This window comes from Chitinasiproducens palmae (assembly GCF_900095735.1).
In the GTDB taxonomy this organism is placed as follows: Bacteria; Pseudomonadota; Gammaproteobacteria; order Burkholderiales; family Burkholderiaceae; genus Chitinasiproducens; species Chitinasiproducens palmae.
Map to the genome: position 1 here is coordinate 290,658 of NZ_FNLO01000002.1, position 22,876 is coordinate 313,533.

The 22,876-nt window shown below is 66.5% G+C and carries 9 protein-coding genes; 6 read left to right on the forward strand and 3 right to left on the reverse strand.

Annotation, left to right across the window (positions count from 1 at the left end; all coding sequences use genetic code 11):
- Positions 1-38 precede the first annotated feature (38 nt).
- Genes kdpB through BLU54_RS04460 form a run of 4 tightly spaced genes read left to right on the forward strand, consistent with a single transcriptional unit; the run spans position 39 to position 6,247 of the window.
- Positions 39-2,126: a potassium-transporting ATPase subunit KdpB gene (gene kdpB / locus BLU54_RS04445; protein ID WP_091905996.1), complete on the forward strand. Its 2,088-nt coding sequence runs from the start codon at positions 39-41 to the stop codon at positions 2,124-2,126.
- A gap of 43 nt (positions 2,127-2,169) precedes the next feature.
- Positions 2,170-2,757, forward strand: coding sequence for a potassium-transporting ATPase subunit KdpC (gene kdpC / locus BLU54_RS04450; protein WP_091905202.1), 588 nt, complete (start codon positions 2,170-2,172; stop codon positions 2,755-2,757).
- The gene (locus BLU54_RS04455; RefSeq protein WP_091905205.1) at positions 2,754-5,552 is read left to right on the forward strand and encodes a sensor histidine kinase; all 2,799 of its coding nucleotides are present in this window, start codon (positions 2,754-2,756) and stop codon (positions 5,550-5,552) included. The genes kdpC and BLU54_RS04455 overlap by 4 nt, the downstream gene beginning before the upstream one ends.
- Positions 5,549-6,247, forward strand: coding sequence for a response regulator (locus BLU54_RS04460; RefSeq protein ID WP_091905208.1), 699 nt, complete (start codon positions 5,549-5,551; stop codon positions 6,245-6,247). The genes BLU54_RS04455 and BLU54_RS04460 overlap by 4 nt, the downstream gene beginning before the upstream one ends.
- An 84-nt stretch (positions 6,248-6,331) precedes the next feature.
- On the opposite strand, the gene BLU54_RS04465 is transcribed toward BLU54_RS04460, so the two are convergent.
- Positions 6,332-9,937 (reverse strand): hypothetical protein, encoded by a 3,606-nt coding sequence (locus BLU54_RS04465; protein ID WP_139169485.1) that lies wholly within the window; start codon positions 9,935-9,937, stop codon positions 6,332-6,334.
- A 1,146-nt stretch (positions 9,938-11,083) separates the two neighbouring features.
- Here BLU54_RS04465 and BLU54_RS04470 point away from each other — a divergent pair.
- Positions 11,084-12,586, forward strand: a complete 1,503-nt coding sequence (locus tag BLU54_RS04470; protein ID WP_139169487.1) for a hypothetical protein — start codon at positions 11,084-11,086, stop codon at positions 12,584-12,586.
- A gap of 139 nt (positions 12,587-12,725) precedes the next feature.
- On the opposite strand, the gene BLU54_RS04475 is transcribed toward BLU54_RS04470, so the two are convergent.
- Together BLU54_RS04475 and BLU54_RS04485 are read right to left on the reverse strand one after the other, a co-directional pair.
- Positions 12,726-16,469, reverse strand: a complete 3,744-nt coding sequence (locus BLU54_RS04475) for a hypothetical protein (RefSeq protein WP_139169488.1) — start codon at positions 16,467-16,469, stop codon at positions 12,726-12,728.
- A 698-nt stretch (positions 16,470-17,167) separates the two neighbouring features.
- Positions 17,168-20,869: a hypothetical protein gene (locus tag BLU54_RS04485; RefSeq protein WP_139169491.1), complete on the reverse strand. Its 3,702-nt coding sequence runs from the start codon at positions 20,867-20,869 to the stop codon at positions 17,168-17,170.
- A gap of 956 nt (positions 20,870-21,825) precedes the next feature.
- Between BLU54_RS04485 and BLU54_RS04490 the strand changes: the two genes are divergently transcribed.
- Entirely contained in the window at positions 21,826-22,860 is a 1,035-nt protein-coding gene (locus BLU54_RS04490) for a sulfate ABC transporter substrate-binding protein (RefSeq protein WP_091905226.1), read from the forward strand.
- The last annotated feature ends 16 nt before the right edge of the window (positions 22,861-22,876 follow it).

Here is a 22,876-nt window from a genome sequence, read left to right on the forward strand (position 1 = left end):
ACAAAATGTCTGCAACGCAGCGCCGGCCGGCCGGCGCCATGTTCGATCGCACCTTGCTCGGACCGGCTGCCGCCGCGGCCGTGCGCAAGCTCGCGCCCCGCCACCAGTTGCGCAATCCAGTGATGTTCTGCGTCTACGTCGGCAGCATCCTCTGCACGGTGCTGTGGGTCGCGGCGCTGCGTGGCCAGGCCGAGGCCCCGGCGGGATTCATCCTCGCGGTCGCCCTGTGGCTATGGTTCACCGTGCTGTTCGCGAATTTCGCCGAGGCGCTTGCCGAGGGACGCGCGAAGGCACAGGCCGCTTCGTTGCGCCAGGCAAAGCGCGACGTGATGGCCAAGCGCCTGACCGGTTCGGACTGGCGCACGGCGCCCGCCGGTCGTCCCGCAATCGAGGTCACGACGGCCACGGCGCTGCGGCGCGGTCATCTTGTGCTGATCGAGGCCGGGGATGTGGTGCCGGCGGATGGCGAGGTGCGCGACGGCATCGCATCCGTCGACGAATCCGCGATCACCGGCGAGTCCGCCCCGGTCGTGCGCGCCGCCGGCGGCGACTTCTCATCGGTCACCGGTGGTACGCGCGTGCTGTCGGACTGGATCGTGGTCGAGGTCACGGTGAACCCCGGCGAAGCCTTTCTCGACCGGATGATCGCGATGGTCGAAGGCGCGAAGCGCCAGAAGACACCGAACGAAATCGCGCTGACGATTCTGCTGGTGGCGCTCACCATCGTGATGCTGCTGGCCACCGCGACGCTGCGCCCGTTCTCCGAATTCTCGGTGTACGCCGCCCACGCGCTCGGCATGCCGGGCGAGGTGGTGTCGATCACTGCGTTGATCGCGCTGCTGGTTTGCCTGATTCCCACCACCATCGGCGGCCTGCTGTCGGCAATTGGCGTCGCCGGCATGAGCCGCATGATGGCAGCCAATGTGATTGCCACTTCCGGCCGCGCGATCGAAGCGGCGGGCGACGTCGACGTGCTGCTGCTCGACAAGACCGGTACCATCACGCTCGGCAACCGGCAGGCCAGCGCCCTGCTTGCCGCACCCGGCATCGACGCCGCACAGCTCGCCGCAGCGGCCCGCCTTGCGTCGCTGGCCGACGAGACGCCCGAAGGGCGCAGCATCGTCACGCTTGCCAATGCGCAGGGCCCGCTCGAACCCGCCCGCGCGGTCGGCGCCGCGGGCGCGTTCATCCCGTTTTCCGCGCATACGCGGATGAGCGGTGTCGATCTTGCCGACCGTCAGATCCGCAAGGGCGCCGCCGATGCGGTGAGACAGCATGTGCTGTCGCGCGGCGGACGCTTTCCGGAACCGGTGCAGCAGACGGTCGACGAGGTGGCACGGCGCGGCAGCACACCCTTGGTGGTCGCCGAGACCGTCGACGCCTCGACGCGCGTCCTGGGTGTGATCGAGCTCAAGGACGTCGTCAAACACGGGATCCGCGAGCGCTTCGCCGAATTGCGCAGGATGGGCATACGCACGGTGATGGTGACCGGCGACAACCGGCTCACCGCGGCGGCGATCGCAGCCGAAGCCGGGGTCGATGACTTCCTCGCCGAAGCGACGCCGGAAACCAAGCTGGCGACGATCCGCGCGCAGCAGTCCGAGGGACGTCTGGTGGCGATGACCGGCGATGGCACGAACGATGCCCCGGCGCTAGCACAGGCCGATGTCGCGGTGGCGATGAACACCGGCACGCAGGCCGCGAAGGAGGCGGGCAACATGGTCGACCTGGACTCGAATCCGACCAAGCTCATCGAGATCGTCGAGATCGGCAAGCAAATGCTGATGACGCGCGGCTCGCTCACCACGTTCTCCATCGCCAATGACGTCGCGAAGTACTTCGCAATCGTGCCGGCCGCCTTTGCAACGACCTACCCGGCGCTGAACGCGCTCAACGTGATGCACCTGGCCACGCCGGCTTCGGCCATCCTGTCCGCGGTGATCTTCAATGCGTTGATCATCGTGCTGTTGATTCCGCTGGCGCTGCGCGGCATCCCTTACCGGGTCCTCGACGCAGCGGGTCTGTTGCGTCGCAACCTGCTGATCTACGGCCTGGGCGGTCTGCTCGTGCCGTTCGCCGGCATCAAGTTGATCGACCTGCTGCTGAGTGCGTGCGGCCTTGCATAAGGGCCGCCGAATCCGCCGTCTCCCGATATTCCAGAGGTTCGCCATGCGATCAATCATTCGTCCGGTGTGCGTCGTCTTCGCCGCGCTCCTGCTGCTCACCGGCGCCGCCTACCCGGCGCTGGTCACGGCCATCGCGCAACTCGCCTTTCCCTCGCAGGCCAACGGCAGCCTGCTGCGCCGCGCCGACGGGCAGGCGGTCGGCTCGGCCCTGATCGGCCAGTCCTTCGACGCGCCGGGCTATTTCTGGGGCCGTCCATCGGCCACCGCGCCCATGCCCTACAATGCACAGGGATCGAGCGGCTCCAACCTCGGCCCGACCAATCCGGCACTGACCCATGTCGCCGAGGCGCGCATCGCGGCGCTGCGAGACAGCGGCGGTGCCGCGGCGTCCGCGCCGGTCCCGGTCGATCTGGTCACCGCGTCGGCGAGCGGACTCGATCCCGAAATTTCGCCGGCCGCCGCCCGCTATCAAACGGCGCGCGTGGCCGCTGCCCGCCACCTGTCGCGCGAGACCGTCGACGAGATGATAGAAAGAAACACGCGCAAGCCGTGGCTCGGTCTCTTTGGCGAGGCCGGCGTCAACGTGCTCAAGCTGAATCTCGAACTGGACGCCGCCGTCAGCCCGCGATGAACCGTCCGGATCCCGACCAACTGCTCGATCTGCTGCAACGCAATGAAGCACGTCGCCGTCGCGGCAAGCTGAAGCTGTTCTTTGGCGCGTCGGCAGGCGTCGGCAAGACCTACGCGATGCTGCAGGCCGCCCGACAGCGGCAGCGGGAAGGCACCGACGTGGTGGCCGGCATCGTCGAGACGCACGGACGCGCCGAGACGGCGGCCCTGCTGGCCGGACTCGAATGCATGCCGCGCCGGCTTGCCGCGCAGGACGGCGGCAGCTCCGGCGAGCTCGATCTCGATGCGGTCCTCGCGCGACGCCCGGCTCTGGCCCTGATCGATGAACTGGCGCACAGCAATGTCGCCAACTCGCGTCATCGCAAGCGCTGGCAGGACGTTGAAGAATTACTCGACGCTGGCATCGACGTGTACGCCACGCTGAACGTCCAGCATCTCGAAAGCCTGAACGATGTCGTCGGCGGCATCACGCAGATTCGCGTCAACGAGACCGTGCCCGACCGCATCTTCGAGCAGGCCGACGAGATTGCGCTGGTGGACCTGCCGGTCGAAGAGCTGCTCGAGCGGTTCCGCCACGGCAAGGTCTACGTGCCGGCGCAGGCCGAACGTGCGATGCAGCACTTCTTCCGGCCCGGCAATCTGATCGCACTGCGCGAGCTGGCGCTGCGCCGTACCGCGGACCGGGTCGACGCGCAAATGCGCGAATATCGAGCGGATCGGGGCATCGACCGTGTCTGGCAGGCGCACGATCGCGTGATGGTTTGCATCGGCCCAGGCGCCAACGGCAATGCACTGGTGCGTTCGGCGGCACGGCTGGCCGCGGGCCTGCGCTGCGACTGGCTCGCCGTGCACGTTCAGACACCGCGCCAGGAGCGGCGCGCCGATGCAGCACGCGCTCAGCCGCTTGCCGCGCTCAAGCTCGCCGGCGAAATGGGCGCCGAGAGCGTCACTCTGGCCGGCGTAGACGCCGTCGCCACGCTGCTCGACTATGCGAAGGCACGCAATGTCAACCGGCTCGTGGTGGGGGCATCCCGCCGCCATCCCTGGCGACGAGCTTTCGAGCAACGACTCGCGGGTGGGACCGATGGGCTCGACGTGACGATCGTACGGCCTCGCGAAATGACGCGCGCCAGCATCGCCGCGCCGCCCCCTGCACTGCCGAAACCGCGCTCCGGTGTACGCGCCTACCTCTGGGCGTGCGGCGTCTGGGCCGCGGTCACCGCGCTGGCAAGCGTCGTCGAAGCGCACTTCGATCTGTCCAACCTGGTCATGCTCTACCTGCTCGGCGTGGTGTTCAGCGCCGCGCGGCTCGGGCGCGGCCCCGGCATCCTGCAATCCCTGCTGGGCGTGGCGGCATTCGATTTCTTCTTCGTGCCACCACGCCTGTCGTTCACCATCGCCGACACGCAATACCTGCTGACTTTCGTCGTGCTGCTCGCGACGTCGCTGTTGATCAGCCACCTGACCGCGAACCTCCAGGCCGAGGCGCGTTTCGCGCGCGAGCGAGAGAAGCGCAGCGCGGCGCTCTACGCGTTGTCCGGCGAACTGGGCGCCGCGCTGGAAACCGAGCAGATCGTCGCGGTCGGCATCCGGCACGTCGCCGAAGTGTTCGCGGCGCGCGCCTTGATACTGCTGCCGGACGGCAGCGACCGGATCCGGCAGACACTCGACCTCGCGGAGCCGGGCGTGCGGGCGTGGGCACCGCCGCCCGACGCGCTGGACGTCGACATCGCGCAATGGGTCTATGACCAGGAAAAGCCGGCCGGCCAGGGCACCGACACGCTGCCGGCCAGCGTCATGCGCTACATCCCGCTGAAGGCCCCCATGCGCACCCGCGGTGTGCTCGCGCTGCAATTGCGGTCCAGCGATCTGCTCGCGGTGCCGGAGCAGAAGCGCATGCTCGACACCTTCGCCGCCCAGATCGCGCTCGCGCTGGAACGCGTGCACTACTCGGCGATTGCCCGCGACGCACTGGTCAGCATGGAATCGGAGCGACTGCGCAACACGGTGCTCTCGGCCGTCTCGCACGATCTGCGCACGCCGCTCACCGCCATCGTCGGTCTGGCGACGATGTTGGCCGGGTCGGTGCAGACCGGGGACGCACACGCGCGCGTCGCGTTGACCGACGCGATTCGGGATGAAGCCGAACGCATGAACGGGATCGTCACCAATCTACTGGACATGGCCCGCCTGCAAGCGGGCGACCTGCGCGCCAACCGGCAGTGGGTGCTGCTCGATGAGATCATCGGCACCGCGCTGCGCGCCGGGCGTCGTCAGTTGGGCAAGCGCGCGGTCCGGGTCAGTCTGCCGCACGATCTGCCACTATTGCGCCTTGACGCGGTACTGTTGGAACGCGTGTTCGCCAATCTGTTCGAAAATTTCGCGAAGTACACGCCGGACGGCGCCACGCTCCAAATCAATGCCGCCCGGCAAGAGACCACGACGGGCGACGAGGTCAGGGTGACGCTCGCCGACGACGGCCCGGGGTTGCCGGTCGCTGGCGACGCGCAGTCGGCGCCGGGCACGGCGAGCACGATGAGCCCGCCTGACCGAGACACATCCGGCGCCGCGCGTCTCTTCGAGAAGTTTGCTCGCGGCCAGGCCGAATCGGCCATCCCCGGCATCGGCCTCGGCCTGGCGATCTGCCGGGCGATCGTGGAAGCGCATGGCGGCCGGATCGGCGCGTGCAATCGCGAACGCGCCGATGGCAGCGTCGCCGGCGCGATGTTCTGGCTGACCCTCCCGGTGGCGTCGGTACCGCCGATGGCGCCCGCCATCGAAGGAGAACTGGCATGAGCGAACCTCGCAACCGAATTCTCGTGGTCGAGGACGACGTACACATCGCGCGTTTCGTCGCCAGTTCGCTGGAGCAAGCGGGATTCGCCGTGCACCTTGCCGACACAGGGCGGGCGGGGGTGACCAATGCCGGCACCCGTCGTCCGGATCTCGTCATCGTCGACCTGGGCCTGCCGGATATCGACGGTCTGACCGTCATCAAGGAACTCCGTGCCTGGACCGGCCTGCCGATTGTCGTGCTGTCCGCGCGCAGCCAAGAGCCGGAGAAGGTCGCGGCCCTCGATGCGGGCGCCGACGACTACCTGACCAAACCGTTCGGCGTGCCAGAGCTGCTCGCGCGCGTCCGCGCGCATCTGCGGCGGCGCAATCAGTCGAGCCAGAGTGCATCGCCGTTGGTGCGCTTCGGCGAAGTGATCGTCGACCTCTCGCTGCAGCAGGTCAGCCGCAACGGCGAGGCAGTGCACCTGACGCCCGTCGAGTACCGGCTGCTGGCCGTCCTTGCGCGGGAAAGCGGCCGGGTGCTGACGCACCGTCAGCTGATGCGCGAGGTATGGGGGCCGTCGCATGTCGAGGACCACCACTACCTGCGAATCTACGCGGCGCGTCTACGTCAGAAGCTCGAACGCGATCCCACGTGTCCTGAACACATCGTCACGGAGACCGCGGTCGGTTATCGGCTGGCCGGCGCCGCTTGACTCGCCGGCTGCGTCACCGACGGTGCACCGTTAGCCACACGAAGCCAGGGCGGCCACCTGGCCACCGCAGCGGCATGACGCGCCTCATCGCGACGGTTCGCGCGCCCCTTGCCGGATCATCGCATCCTCCAGCAAGGCCACGCGCCGCATTGCGCTGATTCGCTGATCGATGTCGCTGGGCCATTCCGCCTCCGCGTACAACGCGCCATTGATCCGCAGGGGCTCCGACGGTCCCACTTCATCGAGGATGTGCTGCTCGAGCGCGGCACCGAGCGAGCGGCCTTCCGCCACGCCAGTGGCCGGCCCGAGCACGTTGAGGTCGTACAGCATCAGATCGACCACGCCGGATATCACGGCTCGCACGCTGGTGATGCGTTGCATGCCCAGCGAGGTGGCAATGAACCGATGCGTGCCGAGGTCGATCATGCGATGGCCGTAGTCCACCGGCAGCGACATGCGACGTCCGCCCCGGTCGGCCAGGCCGGCGCCTTCGCCCGGCACCAGCTCGGTGCGCTTCACGAACGTCCAAGGGCGACAGGTGCGGGTCGAATGGCACCACGCACTGAGGAGCATGCGGAAGGTCTGCGATCGTTCCGTCGCGCCTTCGAGGATCCCCAGCGCCGTGCTTTCCAGCAAGGCGGACGTGGTGAAACGCGGTGGAAATCGGCTTAGCCAGGTCGACAGCGCATGTTCGCCCGGTGGGTTCGCGGTGCTGGCGGTCACCAACTGCTGCCATGCCTTCACCACTGCACTGTCGCCGACTTTCCTGCCGAGTGCCATTCTGGTCTGCGCATCGACTTTGAGGCCGCTTACCCAGACGCGGTCGAGGCGGTCATTTTCGGTATGCAGTTGCGCAAGCGCCGGGTCTCGCCGCCTGGCCATCACTGCCTGACGGGTCGCGTCCCCCACGGGACCCGCGAGATACATGGTGCGTTCGGGCGAGCCGTCGCCACACTCCTGCAGAATCCGATCGGTGATGTAGACGACCGGCCCGCGCTGGCCAGCCATTTCCTCGTAGGTGGCATCCAACGCCTGTTGCGCCGCCTCCAGATTGCGTCGTCCCTGTTCGACCCGCCGCTGAAGCAGCGTGCTCGCGCCTGGGGCGACCTCCGTCGCCGTGGCGTCGAGTTCGGCGCTCATGCGGCGGACCTCCACCTCCTGCTGGACGCACGCAGTCTGCACTGGCGTGTCGCGCAGTCCGGTGAGACCGTGCACCCACTCGTGCAGCACCGCACGGCGATAGCGCATCGCTTGCGGCCCCGCGACGCTCATGTACTGCACATTTGCAAGATCCGGGCGCAAGCCCAGCGTGATGCGGTTTTCCTCCAGCGCACTGTCCTCGGCAAAGATCGCCTGGAAGCGGCTTTTCTCGTTGACGGAGACGACCCAGGCCTGCCTGTGCGCGGCCGCCAACAAACGCCGGAAACTTGGACTGCTATCTCGCGCTTCAGCGAACATCGCGCGCAGCATCTCGGCATGTTCGGACGACGTGCCCTGCTCCAACGCAAAGAAATCGTCGAAGCGTGCTTCGGCCACAGCCGCCGCGTCGTCGAAATGAGCCAGCCCGTTGAGCCAGCCGCTGGTCGCGCGTACGGTAAAGCGGTCGTGCAGCGCCGGTGGCGAGGTTTGCAGCGTCTCGAGTTCGATGCGCTGCAGGCGATCGGTCGCCGGCTCGTGCGCAACAACGGTGTCGCGCCTGATGCCGGTGGGGGACTGTTCGTCCAATTCGCGATACACCGCGCCGACGCGCCGGAGGCGTTTCGCGGACTGCTCCGCAGCGACGACCGATTCGCGAATCTCACTGTCGGCCAGGATCGCGCCGCTGCCGCGCAACGCCGCCTTCACCTCATTGGTGAAACATTTCTCAAAGGTCACGCCATACATATCCGCCACGGAGAGCAGCAAAAAACCGCCGTCAATCAGTGCGCCAGCCAGATCGCGCTGCTTGTAGTCGTCGTACAACGACGGCAGCGCGCCGACGATCGGCAACAGCCCGAGCAGCGTGCCAGGCGTCAGGACCGGACCGCCCGCGGTTGCTGGCGGCTTCGCGGTGGATGCCAGGATGTGCGCGCGTGTCGCCACGTTGCCAGGCTTGCGGAAGCGGCCGCCCTCCTCGCGCAGGCTTTCGCGCGCGCGGGCTAGCAGGCTGGGTTGCGCGAGCACTGCATCGCGGAAACGATTGGCTTGCCGCTGCAAGTCCGCCCGATCATCCTGTTCCGCGCGCCGCAGGCGCAGGTCCGCTGCCGCGTCCTGCCATGGCACGTCGAGCCATGCCGTCAGATTTCGGAACGCAGCGGCATCGCCGCGCGCCGACGCATTCATCGCCTCCTGAAGCGTCCACAGCGTGTCGAGCGGCAACAACGCCTGGAGGCGTTCATCGAAGTTCGTCGCAATGAGGTCGAAGTGCGCCGACGGTGTGGTGTAGAACGAAAAGGAATGGCGATCTCCTGCCACGCACCAGCGCTGCAACCGGTCGATCTCGGCCTGGTCGCGTTCGCCGTCCGGCGCGGCCTGTGCCAGTGCCAGTTGCTCGGGCACATCGTCACGCAGGAACGTCACCCACTGCACGAGGGCGTGGTCGGAAAGCGCCTCGCGCATCGGTGGCAACCGGGCGAGCGCCGCGTCAAGCCAGCTAGACCGTGTCGACGGACTGGCCATGTGCAGGCGCAGCAGTGGCCATACTTTCGGAAACAACGTGTCGCTCCATAACTGCCGAACCTGCGGCAGCGAGAGCGGTTCGAGCCCGTCCGAATAGGCGAGGTGGAGCGCGGCCAGCCAACCCGGGTGGATGTCGCGACCTTCGTGATCCGGACTCCGCCCGCTGATTGCTGCGCGGAGCGCGTTCACGCGCGCCGGGTTGGTATCCGCCGACAGCACGCCAGGGTTGTTCGACGCAAGCAGCGCAAGCACGCTGTCAAGGGAATGCGCCAGCGTGCCGATGTGATGCTTGCGGTCGACGATTTCGCGGGACGGGTTGAGCGCGCTGCAGGTTGTGCCGGGATAGTACGTGGCCGCTTCGTCGAGGGTGCGCGCGTCTTCGTCATACTTCAGACCGGTCGCGCCTCGGAAACACGTGCCGTCGAAACGGATGCGGTCGTCACCCGGTAGACGCGGGAAAGGGTTGCCGGCCAGCGCGAGCACGCGGTCGGCGTATCGCCACGAATCCCGGTAACGTTCCTGGAAGCGCTCGACCCACTTCTCGAACGGCACCAGCGCCAGTTGGCTGTCGTCGACCCCGATACCGGCCCTTCGATCGCTGCAATAGAGACTGCCCGTGCGGGCGATCTGCTGCAGCAACGCGGCCGCGTAGACGATCCGGCTCTGCCCGTCGTCCATCGGTAGTTGCGCCAGCACGCATGCGACCGGCTCGCAGTTCGCCCATCGCGCGACCGCGTCGAGCGCGGCAACCGGCGTCGTGTACCGTTCGGCGGCGGCCGGTTCGCTCAGGAAGGTGTGCCTCAGAAAGCGCGCCCAGGAATGCGCGATCAATTGGTCGGCCACTGACTCGACGCGCTCGCTGACCTCGAGCGTCGGCGCGGGCCCGGCGTCGCCCGCCCCGCGCAAGCGCTTCATCATCTCATCGACCAGATTCGTCATCAGCGGATCGTCGCGCAACTTGGTCAGCAATCGGCTGCGGCGCATGTGACGTGCCTCGTCAAGCAACGCGCCGAGTTCTTCGCTACGAGCCATGCATTCGTATCGAATGATGAGCTCGTGATCGCAGGCCGACTGCGATGCCTGTGTCACAAGCTTGGCATCGCTCTCCGAAACCAACGTTGCATTCAGCGGCGAGCGTGGCTGTGCCGCGCACACGCTGCCGCGATCGACCTCGCCTGCGTCCCGGCGTGTCCGCGCACGGCTTACCCCGCCACCGACGCCGCCAGCGACCGAGACCGACGGCATGCCGTCCGGCCGCGCCACCACCGCACGCGTGGCGCCGGCGGCCGTCGCGCCGAGATACGCTGCTGCCAGCGGCGGGTGGGATATCGCGCTGCGAACGCCTGCCACGGCACGCGCGGTATCTTGGCCAGCGCGGTCGCCTGGCCCGTCATCGTGCGAGCGCCCGGTGGCGCCCGCCAGTGTCGCCCTGGCCGGCGGCAACGGGCGCGAATGAACCGCATTCGACAAAAGCAGCATACCGAACATCGCCGCACGCAACATGTTGGCGTGCGTGGGCGGTCGATCGCCTGCGTCAGTACCACGCCGGCTGCGGCGTGTGCCGCGGCCGGGACAGGGTGCGGTGTCGTGCAACGCGGCGAACTTGCCGACGCGGCGACGTTGATCGGCCAACTCGCGAGTGGATTCGAGGGGCATGCGGATTCTCCCGGAACAGTCATGGCTATCGCACGATCAGGTCGCCCTGCCCATCGCAAGCCGGCACCAACGCGCGATAAGCGATAGAGCGCCGCCGCGATGAAAGGTGCACCGCGCGTTGGTCAGGAAGCGCCCTTCGAGCGATCGCCCTCGCCCGAACACGCGCACCGGTCCGCATACCGGTGCGCCTGTCGGAACCTGTTTCGACATGCGGTGCGGCACGCGCAGTACCGAGTCGAGCATGTCGTGCACGCTCGCGCTCCGCGACCTTGATGCTCGAACCACCGGCGACATCGGCGCCTTGGCAGCCCCGGCAAGACAGGAATGATTGCACCCAAGCGTCACCGATTTACGGTATTCGATTCCGTCGGCTGATGCTTATCATTGGCAACATGCCGCGGCAGTCAGAGCCGCAACCGATGCCCCGCGCAGCCGTGCCGTCAGATGGGCTGCGCGTCGATGGTGGCGTACCGCACGGCTCATGCTCGCCAGTCCGGGACTGGCAGGTCGAAACGCAGGGCAATGCTTGAAACCGCAAGCGGCACGCTTATCGGCACGCTTATGGGCACGCTTATCGGCACGCCCAAGCACCGGAGCCGCCGCAGCGCTGCGCCTCCGAGCCGATTGCAACCGAGCGCAGCCGAGCGGTACGCGCAACGCCAGCCTGTCGAACAGCGCTGCACCCGGTACCAGCGTCGCCGCTCGGTCGGTATGACAGGCGCTTCAACGTTCCGAACTCAACCTCACGCACGCGTCGCCATGTCAGATTCCAGCAAGTCGCCCGATTTCAGCGCCGATGCCAGCGCGCATCCAAAGTACGCAACGTACACGGTCGGCACGCGCACGTCGTTCTCGGGCGGCATGGCCAATCAGATGACGGTCGGTGTCAGCAACAGCGCGTTCCTCGGGGGGCAGAACAACCTGTCGGTCGGCATTACGACGAATCTGTCGCTGGGGCCCAGCTTCTCGGGCGCCTTCCTGGGTCCGGCCGTCACCTGGTCCACATCGCCGACGGTGAGTCTCGCCAGTGCGCCGTCCACCAGCGTCCAGGAAAGCACGACGACGCGCGCTGAGAAATCGATTGAACTGAAAGCAGGCGTTAGCGACAGCGACCGCAAGGTGTGGCAAACGTCCGCCTCCACGCTGTTGGGGGTGAAGGCCGCCATCGGCGTCCTCGCCGGCATGAATGCCGCGGTCGCGGCGGCCGGCGTGGTCAGCGCTGGCAACAACCAGCCGACGGAGCTCGGCGTGAAACGTCCGGCCGAATACGAGACCCTCGTCGACATCGGTCTCGCCGGTGCAACGGCGGTTGCGTCGCTTACGCTGATCCAGCAGCTGATCGGCGAGCTGAGCACGCTGTACAGCAAGATGACGCAAGTTGCCAAGCTGACATTGAATCAGGACCAAGCGGCGCTCGAAGGCGACTTCACGACGTTAGTCCCACCTCGGCTCAATACGTCAACGCTATCCCTCGCATCGCAAGCGGCCGTCCTACGCCGCATCGCCGGAGGCAACGTAACTGCCGCACTGTCGTCGCTTGCGCTAGGCGACCAGGGTGCCACGGTCGCTTTCCATTCCGGTAGGCCCGCTGAATTGGCCGGGAAGTTCAATGCGGCGAATACAGCCGCGCTCAGCCTAACCAAGGCATCCGCAACACTCGGCGCCTTTTTGGGCGATACCAGCGTCGACTTGCAGCGTGGCACCAAGACAAACTTGAGCGGGCCATCGTTGCGGGTCATGGACGGCCCGGCGAGCATCAAGGCCGATGTAGGCGCCACCGCGACGGGTACCAGCAGTCTCGAACTCAAGGCCGAATCGGTCTTTGCAACGGTGTCGTCAAGTGAAGCGGAGAGCGTCCTGACCCTCAACACTGCGGATGCCGGCATCACATTCCGACGAGGCACGATCAAGCAGGGACTCGGCATTGACCAATCCGGCGTGTGGATCACCGGGCCTGCAACGACCAAATTCGAAGCTACCGCAACGGGCATCAACCTGGGTGGCGATCTGATCAAACTCGGCTGAAGCGGTACACGCTGCTCCCTCGGTCAGCCGGCAGCGCCTCGGCTTCGATGCTGGCCAGCCGACGGCAAAGCATCGACGGCAGCGGCGGCGACACTTGCGGTGCGCACCTTCGATATGCATCGACGGCTTCGTCGGATCCCTAGCGGGCCGCCGCCGCGGCTGCCGGACGCGGGGCGGGGGTCCTGGGCGAAATCAACGTTTCGATATAATGGTCCTCCAGCAAGGCCGCGCGGCGCAGCTCGCTGATCGCGCCGACCTCGTTGGCTGACAACGTCTCAGCCGGGTACATCGCGCCGTTCACGCGCAGCATTTCATCAAGCGACAGCTCGTCGAGCACCCGCTGCTCGACCAGCACGCCGAGCCAACGCCGGTCGCGCAGGGCATCGGCGGGCATCGTGAAACCGATATCGTGCAGCAGTAACGCCACGGTTCCCGATATCACCCGTCGCGCCAGGCTGGCGCGCTGCGGCCCCAGCGCCGTCATGATGAAGCGGTCGTCACTGACGTCGATGTAGCGCGCGTCCGGATTCACCAGCCGGCGATCGCTGCCCAGCATCGCGAACGTCCAGAACCGGGTGCCGCTGCTGAACACGCGCCACGCTTGAATCAGCGTCTTGAAGGTGGGCGATCGATTCGACGCATCCAGCAATAAACGGTTGATCTGGTTCTCCGCCTCTGCCCGTAACTGGTAAGTGGGTGCGAACAGGTAGACGTCGAGCCAGTTCCCGGGCGGCGCCACACCGCGCTTGGCGACCTTGTCGACGAACGACTGCCACTCGCGCACGGCGGCTCGTTCCCTGACCAACTGTTCGCCGCTGAAGAGCATGTCCGCCGACACCTCGAGCCCGTTGAGCCACAAGCGATCGAGGCGATCGTTCTCTTCGTGCATTCGTGTGGCGGCGCCCACGCGCTGCGCGGCCATGACGCCGAGCCGCTTGGTGTCGGCGCGCGGCCCAGCCAGATACATGACCCGCTCGGGCCAGCCCGTCTTGCATTCCTGCAGGATCCGGTCCACGAAATAGACTACCGGGCCGCGCTGCTCCGCCATGCCCAGATGGGCCTGGTCGAGGATGCCTTGCGCGCCCAGCAAGGTCCGCTGCAGCGCGCGCCGACGTCGTCGGCGCACGAGCGACAGGATCGCACCGCCTGGCATCGGCGGCGAGAGGGTGTCGAGGTGGGTCCTGATCCGCCGCACGGCGTTGTCCTGGCGATCGTAGAAGGCGTCGAACGCGGTATCGCATAAACCCGTCATCGCGTGGACCAACTCGTGGAGGACCGCGCGCCAGTAGGTCATCGACGCTTCGCCGGAGACGCTGGTGTAGACGATCTGCTCGGCATCGAGGTTGGTGCCAAGCTCGATACGGTTTTCGCCGAGGTTGTTGTTGTGTTCGCCGAACACAGTCCGGAAGCGATTGCCCTGGCTCACATGGATCGTCCACTTCTTGCCGTCGTCGCGACCGCTGGCGAACAGACGGCGGAAAGTCGGGCTGTGTCTTTCAAAGAATGCGTACGCTTCGAGCACCGCCGCGGTCAGCTCGGGCGGACTGGTCTCGGAGAAAGCGAAGCGGGCGCCGAAGGCGGCGTCGAAACCACCGCGGCGGTCGGTATATTTGACGAGCTTGACGAGAAACTGCTCCGCTACCCGCACCGTGTATCGACGATGCGGCGGCAACTGAGTGGCTTCGCGGATCTCGCGCAGCACGACCTGTCGAAACGTACCGGCCAGCGGCTCGTATCCGATGATCGCCGCGTCGTCGATCACGGCGCCGGTGCCCTCTTCCAACTCCTGATAGACCGCGCCCCTGCGTACCACCTGGGCGGCGCGTCCCTCGTCCGGCAACGGCACGCTGCGCAGGTCGTCCTCCGCCAACTGTGCGCTGCCGCCCTGCAGACAGCCGGTGACTTCCTCGGAAAAAAGCGTGTCCACCGCGGTGCCATACACGTCGGCGACTTGCAAATACAGCTCGGCACCGTCGATCAAGCTGCTCAGAATGTGACCTCCGCTGATGTCGTGCGCCAATTCCCTGACCGTGCCGACGACAGGCAGCATGCCGACCAGGGTCGCAACGGTAAAGACGTGATGCGTGGTTGCCGCGGACGGCTTTCGCGTCGCCGTGACAAGCGCGTGCGCGCGCGCCCGGATCGAGATCGGTGAACGGGATGCCTGTGCCTCGCGCAGCGCCTCCGCCGCATTTGCCTGGACCGCCGGATGCGCGAGCAACGCATCCCTAAAACGCTGCATCGCCGCACGCAGCCCTGCTGCCTTACGGTCGCCGCCGACCTGGACCTGGGCAAGCGCCAACGCGACGGGCGCCTCCTGTTCGTCGCGCAACGTACCGAGCCACGAAGTCAGATTGTTGAACGCGCGCACGTCGCCTTCTTCCGCCGCGCTGGCGGCGGCATCCAAGGTCCAAAGATTTGCTTCGACCAACAGTGACTGCATGCGCTCGACGAAATACGCCGCGATGATGTGGAAGTGTTCGGCTGGCGTACGGTAGAAGACCAGACCATCCTCGTGCCACGGCAGCCGCCAGGTCCAAAGCCGTCGCGTTTCCACGTCGTTGCCATCGCCGTCCACGAGACCGATCTGACGCGGCAGATCGTCCCGCAGAAAATGGATCCAGCTGATCAACTCCTGATCGCCGGGCGTCTCGCACAGTTGGGGCAGGAGACTCAGGCGCGTACGCAGCCAAGGCGATTGATCGGCCGGCGTGCGCAGGAAGCGATCGAGTTTGGCCGCGTAGCGTGGATACAGCTCGTGCTGCCACAAGCGGCGCAGCTGCGGCATGGACAGCGGTTCAATGCCGCTCGAGTAGGCGAGGTGCTGCGCGACGAGCCAACCCGGATGGACGGTGGTGTGGACCAGTTCCGCTCGCCAGGCGGCGATCGCTTGAACGAGGCGATGGGCGAGAAACAGAGCCTCGTTTTCGCCCGGCGGTAGATCGATCTCGCTGCCGGAAAGCAGATTGAGTACGCTGCGCAGCGTGTGCTTCAGTGTGCCGATCGGGAACAAGCGGTCAACGGCCGCCGCGCCGCCGGGCAAGCGCTGACAAGCATAGGGCGCGGCGCCGTCCAGCACGGCGGCGTCGCGCGCGTAGGACAGTCCGTCGGCGCCGCGAAACGACACACCATCGAAGCGGAGCGTCCGGGCATCGGGCACCTGCGGCGCAGGGTTGACCGCCAGCGCCGTCTCTTTCTCGGCGTACCAGAGCGTGTCGCTCAAATACTGCTGGAACACCGTGTGGGTCGCGTCACTGGGGACCAGCCCCGGCCGCAGCGCTCGTCCGCCCGGCCGAGACGCGAGCGGTGCATATAACGTGTCGTTACGCGCCAGCGCGATCAGCAAGGTAGCGAGAAAAGGCACCTGTGGGGAAACGCCGGCTTGGCGAGCGGCGGCAACGCCGCAGAAAGCGGGCTCGCAGCCGGCCCAATTCGACACCGCGTCGAACGCTGCCAACGGACTGGACAGCGCGGTTGCGGCGTCGGGCTGTTGCAGAAAATGGTGCCGAAGCAAGCGGCACCACGAGTGCATCGCAAAACGCTCGGCGAACGCATCGGTCAACGCATCGCCGCGTGCCGGCCATTTCGGCATGATTCCGACCGCCTGTTGCTGCTGCGTGAAGAATGGCAATGCAATGGCTTGCACACCGTCCGACGTCCTGATCCGTTCGCGCAGCTGCGCGCGAGGCAGCGTGCGCGCCTCGTCGAGCAGCGCACCGAATTTGAGCATGTCGTGCTGACAGTCGTGCCACTGCAGCGCCGCGCCGTCGCAGTGCGAGTCGCGCAGTTCCGCCAGGAGATCGCGATCGCGGTCACCGCTGACCTCGACCGCCTCGTGCGAAGCGTTGTACGACACGCCGCGGCAACGAGAGGCCTGTGGCATCGTCGTCGACAATGGAGCGACCGCGGTACTGCTGGGCATGGCCGTGCCCCGGCGTTCTGTCATGTCCGCCGAACGCGGCAGCCTCGCCACGCCCCCGGCGGGGCCTTCAGCGTGCAAGGCGAGCGCACGGCGCGTGCGAGAGGGCCGCGTCTCAGCGGCGGGGAGTCGGGTCACGCGTTGGCGAACTTCCGACGACGCGCCCCGAACGGTGTCGCGCCAGGCAACGCCCGTCGTAGGGTGGGCGTCTGTAGCGATCGCCGCGGCCTCCCTGTCGTCTGCGGGCCGCCCGTCGACATGTGCAGGCAGTGTCGAGCGCTCTGGTATCGCGCCGCCGCCTCGTGGCAAACGACGCGCGGCATGCGTATTGGTACACAGCAGTACGGCGTAGAAAATCGCGCGAGCGACGTCGCTGCGCCGCACCGCCGGGCCGGCCGCCCCGCCGTGCGAGCGCGCCGCTCGCGCGGGCGCGCGGTCATCGATCGCGCGCCGGTGGTCGAATGCGCCAACCGCACGGCGTCGCGCGGCAAGATGCTCGAGCGAATCCAGTGGCATGAAAAATCCTCGCTGATGAACCGGGAACATCGTGTATCGGACGCGCGCCGTCGCCGCCATGCGCATGCGGCTGCGTCGCAACGTCAGGGTACGGCTGGTGGTCTGTAGATGGTGCGATACGCGCGTCGCGTGCCGCGCGACAGTGCTCAGCCACCGGCCGAATCCTTTCGCTTGTTCGAAGCGGGATTGGCCCATGGCGTGATGAGGGTCTCGATATACCGGTCCTCCAGCAGCGCAGCGCGGCGCAACACGCTGATGGACGCGTCGACCGCCGAGGACAGCGCGCCACTGGTGAACAGCGCGCCGTTGACCCGCATCGGCTCGGCGTCGCCCAACTCGTCGAGCACGCGCTGCTCCAGGACGTTGCCAAGCCATCGACGCTCGCCCGCCACTCCCACGGGCTTGGGAAAGCCGATCGCGTCGAGGAGCGAGACGACCATGCCGGCAATGGCTTGCCGCCGCACGCTGGCCGGCTTCGCCCCCAGCCCTGTCACGATGAAGCGCCCCTCGCTCACATCGATGAAGCCGCGCGCGGGTGCGCTCGATGCCGTCGCGCCCCCGCGCTGCGTGAACGTCCAAACCGTGGTGCCTCTTGAGAAGACGTGCCACATGCCGACGAGCGCCTTGAACGTCGGCGAGCGTCGGGTCGCGTCCTGGATCAGCTTCCTCAGCTGGACTTCAATGTCCGCTTCCACGGTGAAAGTCGACGGGTGCAGATAGTGTTCCATCGACTGGACGGCCGGATAGTCGTTGCGAGACGCAAGCTTGTCGGCGAACCGGCGCCATTCCTGGATGACGGCACGCTGGCTCACGGTCACGCCGCGTCCAAAAGGCAGGTCCTCGGTGATTTCCGTGCTGTCCAGCCAAAGTCGGTCGAGCCGGTCGTTCTCCGCGTGCATGCGCGCGGTGGCATCGAGGCGGTGTGTCTGCATGATTTTCAGTCGGGCATCGTCACCGCCCGGGTCCGCCAGATACATGACCCGCTCCTCCCACCCCGCCAGGCTTTCCTGGCCGATTCGATCGACCAGGTACACGACGGGCCCGCGTTGCTCGGCCATCCCGATCCGGGCCTCGTCGATCACACCCTTGGCCCCTTTCAAAATGCGCTGCAGCGCGCGCCGTCGGCGCTTGAACACGTCCGACATGATCGAATCGGGCGTCGTCGGTGTTGAGTGGCTATCGAGGAAACTTCCCAGCCGGCGCACTGCGATCCGCTGTTGTTTCAGGATGGTGTCGAACGCTGTGTCCGGCAACCCCGTCAACGCGTGAACCAATTCGTGCAGCAGCGCGCGCCGGTACGGGGTCGACTGCGGGCCGGTCACGCCCATGTAGGTGGTGCTTGTCGCGTCGGCTTCGATGCCGAGTTCGATGCGGTTCTGGCCTAGCGCGTTGCCGTCCGCAAACACGGTGCGGAATACCAAACCCTCGCCGACGTGAATCGTCCACTGCCGTCGATCGTCGGCGGTGCCGGTCAAAAGGCGACGGAAGGTCTGACTGTGCCGGTAGAAGAAAGCATAGGCCTCGCGTGCCGCGTCTTTCAGTAAATCCGGAACATGTTCGTCAAAGCCAAACCGCTTATCGAAGGCCTCCCGGAACTGCCCTCTGCGGTCCGCGTATTTCGTCAGCCCACGCAGGAACGCGTCGGCCGCACGTACGGTGAAGCGCTGCGCTGCTGGGAGCCGCACCGCATCGTGCAATTCGCGCAGCACGATGCGTTGCAGACGCTGTCCGTCGTATGCGATCACCGCGCCGCTATCGACCACCGCACCCGACATCGCGTCGATCTCACGGAACACCGCGCCGCGACGGATCATGCGAATGTTGCGGCGCTCCTCGGGCAGGTAGACATCGCGCAGATCGTCCTCCGCAAGCTGCGCGCCGCGTTCCTCGAACGCAGCGGTGACTTCGTCCGAAAAAAGTATGCTCGCCGCGGCGCCGTAAACATCGGTCACCTGCAGATACAGTTCGATACCGTCGATCACGCTGTTGATGACGTTGCCGTGCGCTACGTCTTCAACCGTCCTTGCGGCGATGCCAACGATCGGCAGCAGCCCGAGCAGTCCGCCAACCGAAAAGACGTGTTGGATCGTCGACGGTCTTGGCCCTGACGCGTGGGTCAGCGAATGCGCGCGTGCGCGTACCGACATCGGCGTATGGGGTTGTTGCGCCTCGCGCAGGACTTCGGCGGCATTGGCCAGGAATGCCGGATGATTCAGCAATCTACTGCGGAAACGCTGCATGGCGGTGCGCAGACTGGCTATCTTCGCATCGCCTTCGCCGTGCACGATCGGCAACGCAAGAGGCGGCTCGTCGGACGTTTCGAGGCCGATCTCTCCTAGCCATTGCGTCATCTCGTTGTACGCATCGGCGTCGCCCCAGTCGGCTGCCAGCTGCGCCACATCGATTTTCCAAAGGTGCGGCGCGACCAGCAAGGCCTGCATTCGGTTGACGAAGTGGGTTGCAATGATGTGAAAGTGTTCGGCCGGCGTCCGGTAGAAGCTCATGTCTTTTTCTGGCCACGGCAAACGCCACGCGGTGAGTCGGGTCGTCTCCGCCGTATCGACCCCTGCCGAACCGTCGATTTGCATCGGCAGGTCGTGGCGCAGGAATTCGATCCAGGCCACCAGTCCATAGTCCGTCGGCGACTCGCGCAGCGGCGGCAACGTGCTCAAGTGTTCGCGCAGCCAGATCGACTGATCGCCGGGCGTGGCCAGAAAACGCGACAACAGCGCGCGATAGTGCGGGAAGAGATGCGTTCGCCACGCCGCGCGCAGTTGCGGCATCGACAGCGGTTCGATCCCGCTCGAATACGCGAGATGCAACGCCATGAGCCAGCCCGGATGCACGCGCGTACGGACCGGCTCCTGCTCCCACGCGCGGATCGCCTGCGCGAGCCGACGCGCCAGATGCAGGACTTCGTCTTCGTCCGACGGCGCGACGACCGGCGCGCCATTCACGAAAGCCAGCACGCTGTACAGCGAGTGCTTGAGCGTGCCGATCGGGTGGGTGCGATCGATCGACCCGGGCCGACGCCATTCCGGCGGACAGGCTCCCGGCATGCGGTACGGCGCCGCCCCGAGCAACAAGCTGCCATTCCGGCCAAAGGACAGATCGGCGGCACCGCGAAAACACAGGCCGTCGAAACGGATCGTATCGTTGCCAGGCAACTGCGGCAGCGGATTGACGACCAACGCGGTTTCCTTCAACTCGTCGTCCAGCGCAGCCGCCAGCGATGGCGAGAACGTCAGCGAGGCAATCTTCAGTGGCGCCAGCGCGGGCCGGACGGACTGCCCGTCAACGACGCGCGTCAGCGTGGGCCCGTACAGACTGTCGGTGCGGGCGATCGCCAGCAGCAGCGTGGTGACGAAGATCACACGCCCTCTGGCGTCCTCGTCCGGTAGCACGAGATCGCAGCCGACCGGCTCGCAACCGGCCCACTTCGCGACAGCCGTCAGGGCGGCCATCGGTCTGGCGTACGTTGCGGCATCCGACGCGCCGTGAATGAATGTGTGCCTGATGTAGCGGTCCCAAGCGTGCATGATGACCTGGTCCGCCAGCGTTTCACGCAGGGCGGTGGCGGGGGTCGGCCAGGTCGGTGTGTGACCCGCGGCGACTTGCAGTCGGGTCAGGAACGGCTGCGCGATTTCGGTCAGAACCGACGATGCGTTGAAACGCGCGACGACCTCCTCGCGCGCCATGGTGTGGGCTGTCTTCAGCAGCGTGCCCAGCGCCAGCAGGTGCTCGGTGCATTGCGTCCAGCCACCCGCGATGTCGCAAAACTGCGCCCGCAGTTCAGCGAAGGCGTTCATGTCGGCGAACGCCGCATCGCCGACATCGATGCTGAGCATGTCCTTCGTTACCCCGTGGCATTGCAACGGAGACGGCGGATCGCCGTCGGCTTGACGGCGCATGCGGGGCCGCCCAGCCGGTGTTTCTACCTCGGGCCTCGGCGCGCGCCCGCTCGGCTTGCAACTCGCCGACCGCTCGTTTGCAACCGGAGGGTAGCCAAGCGGCAACGCGTGGCGCGGTGCAATGGCATGCGCGGCGTGGCTCGACGCGGTCGGCGAGGGAGCGGCGGGCGACGTGGCCGCGTTTTGCAACGCGTAGGGCGCCGGTCCGCCGGGGCGACGCACGGCGCCGACGGGCCCGGGCAGCCGACGCACTGGCGCACTGCTGGTACAGAGGAGCACGCTATAGAAGATGGCCTTCGCCACGTCCGCGCGCCGGACTGTCCTGGCGCGCCTGCCGACCTCGTCGCGTCGGCGTGGCTGACGCTGACGCGCAGCCGGTGTATGGTCCGTGCGGCTCGTCTGGCCGCGCAGCCGCTCGAAGTCGCCCTGCGCGCGGCGCTGGTTCGACAAGTTTTTGAGGTTTCCGGAAGGCATCTGCGGAGTCCATGGCGACGATCGCCCATGGCGCTTCGCGGCCCGCGAAGCGCGTCCGCAAACGGCGGTGGGGCGGTGCCTCGACTGTAATGCGCAAGCGCCGTTCGGCAACGCCCGGCGACTGCCACGGAACGGCTTTGGCCTTTCCCGGCTATGCGTCACGGGCTTACGGCGCGCCAACGCCGCCAACGCTGCCAATGCCGGCTTTGCACGGCGCCAGCTAAGCTTATTCGAAAAGATCGCTTAGCCCGGTTGCGCTCCTCTCGTAACATCAACCGCTTGTCGTGCCGTATTGGGTCCTTGCTGGTGCTGTCGAGACGCACATTGCGCGCGCCTCCTGCCGTTTGAGCGGGTCGCCCTGCGCGGGGTTTGGGCCGCGAACGCCGCACGACGCCACGACATCCACGGGGATTGCAAGAATGGACTTTGGCAAGCGGGCATTTCTGCAGCGCACGGCCGTGAGCGCGGCTGCGCTCGCAGCGTTGGGCCTGGCGCCGCGCGGCGCTTTGGCGCAGGACAAGACAATCAACCTGCTCAACGTGTCGTACGATCCGACGCGTGAACTCTACGAACAATATAACAAGCTGTTCGCCGCCTACTGGAAGGCCAAGACCGGGCAGACCGTGGCCGTGCGCAATTCCCACGGCGGTTCGGGCAAGCAGGCCCGCAGCGTCATCGACGGCGTCGATGCTGACGTCGTCACGCTTGGACTGGCGCCAGACGTGGACGCGTTGGTCACGCACGGCGGCCTGATCAAACCCGATTGGCAGAAGCGCTTGCCCCATAACTCGGCGCCGTACACCTCGACGATCATCTTCCTGGTCAAGAAGGGCAATCCCAAGGGCATCAAAGATTGGGACGATCTGGCCAAGCCGGGCGTCTCCGTCATCACGCCGAACCCGAAGACCTCCGCTGGCGCGCGCTGGAACTACCTCGCCGCCTGGGAATACGGCCGCCGGAAATACGGCGGCGACGCCGGCGCGAAGGATTTCGTCGGCAAGATCTACCGCAACGTGCCGGTTCTGGATTCCGGCGCGCGTGGCTCGACGATCACCTTCGCGCAGCGCGGCGTTGGCGACGTGCTGGTGTCGTGGGAGAACGACGCCTTCCTCGCGTTGCACGAGTTCGGCGACGGCAAGTTCGAACTGATCACCCCCAGCGTCAGTATCCTGACCGAACCGACCGTAGCCGTCGTCGACAAGAACGTCGATCGCAAGGGCACGCGCACCGTCGCCGAGGCCTATCTCCAATACCTGTACTCGGACGAGGCGCAGGACCTGATTGGCCGCAACTACTACCGTCCCACTGGCGAGAAGGCGAAGGCCAAGTACGCGAGCCAGTTCCCGAAATTGGATCTCGTCACGATCGACGGCGCGTTCGGCGGTTGGCCGAAAGCGGACAAGGCGCACTTCGCCGACGGCGGTACCTTCGATCAAATCTATCTGAAGAAATAAGGCGTTGGCCGCGTCC

What these genes read in the sequence shown, in the direction of transcription:
- kdpB (WP_091905996.1), top strand. Translation starts at nt 39, where the DNA reads ATGTTCGATCGCACCTTGCTCGGACCGGCTGCCGCCGCGGCCGTGCGC.
- kdpC (WP_091905202.1), top strand. Translation starts at nt 2,170, where the DNA reads ATGCGATCAATCATTCGTCCGGTGTGCGTCGTCTTCGCCGCGCTCCTG.
- BLU54_RS04455 (WP_091905205.1), top strand. Translation starts at nt 2,754, where the DNA reads ATGAACCGTCCGGATCCCGACCAACTGCTCGATCTGCTGCAACGCAAT.
- BLU54_RS04460 (WP_091905208.1), top strand. Translation starts at nt 5,549, where the DNA reads ATGAGCGAACCTCGCAACCGAATTCTCGTGGTCGAGGACGACGTACAC.
- BLU54_RS04465 (WP_139169485.1), bottom strand. Translation starts at nt 9,937, where the DNA reads ATGGCTCGTAGCGAAGAACTCGGCGCGTTGCTTGACGAGGCACGTCAC.
- BLU54_RS04470 (WP_139169487.1), top strand. Translation starts at nt 11,084, where the DNA reads ATGCTTGAAACCGCAAGCGGCACGCTTATCGGCACGCTTATGGGCACG.
- BLU54_RS04475 (WP_139169488.1), bottom strand. Translation starts at nt 16,469, where the DNA reads ATGCCACAGGCCTCTCGTTGCCGCGGCGTGTCGTACAACGCTTCGCAC.
- BLU54_RS04485 (WP_139169491.1), bottom strand. Translation starts at nt 20,869, where the DNA reads ATGCTCAGCATCGATGTCGGCGATGCGGCGTTCGCCGACATGAACGCC.
- BLU54_RS04490 (WP_091905226.1), top strand. Translation starts at nt 21,826, where the DNA reads ATGGACTTTGGCAAGCGGGCATTTCTGCAGCGCACGGCCGTGAGCGCG.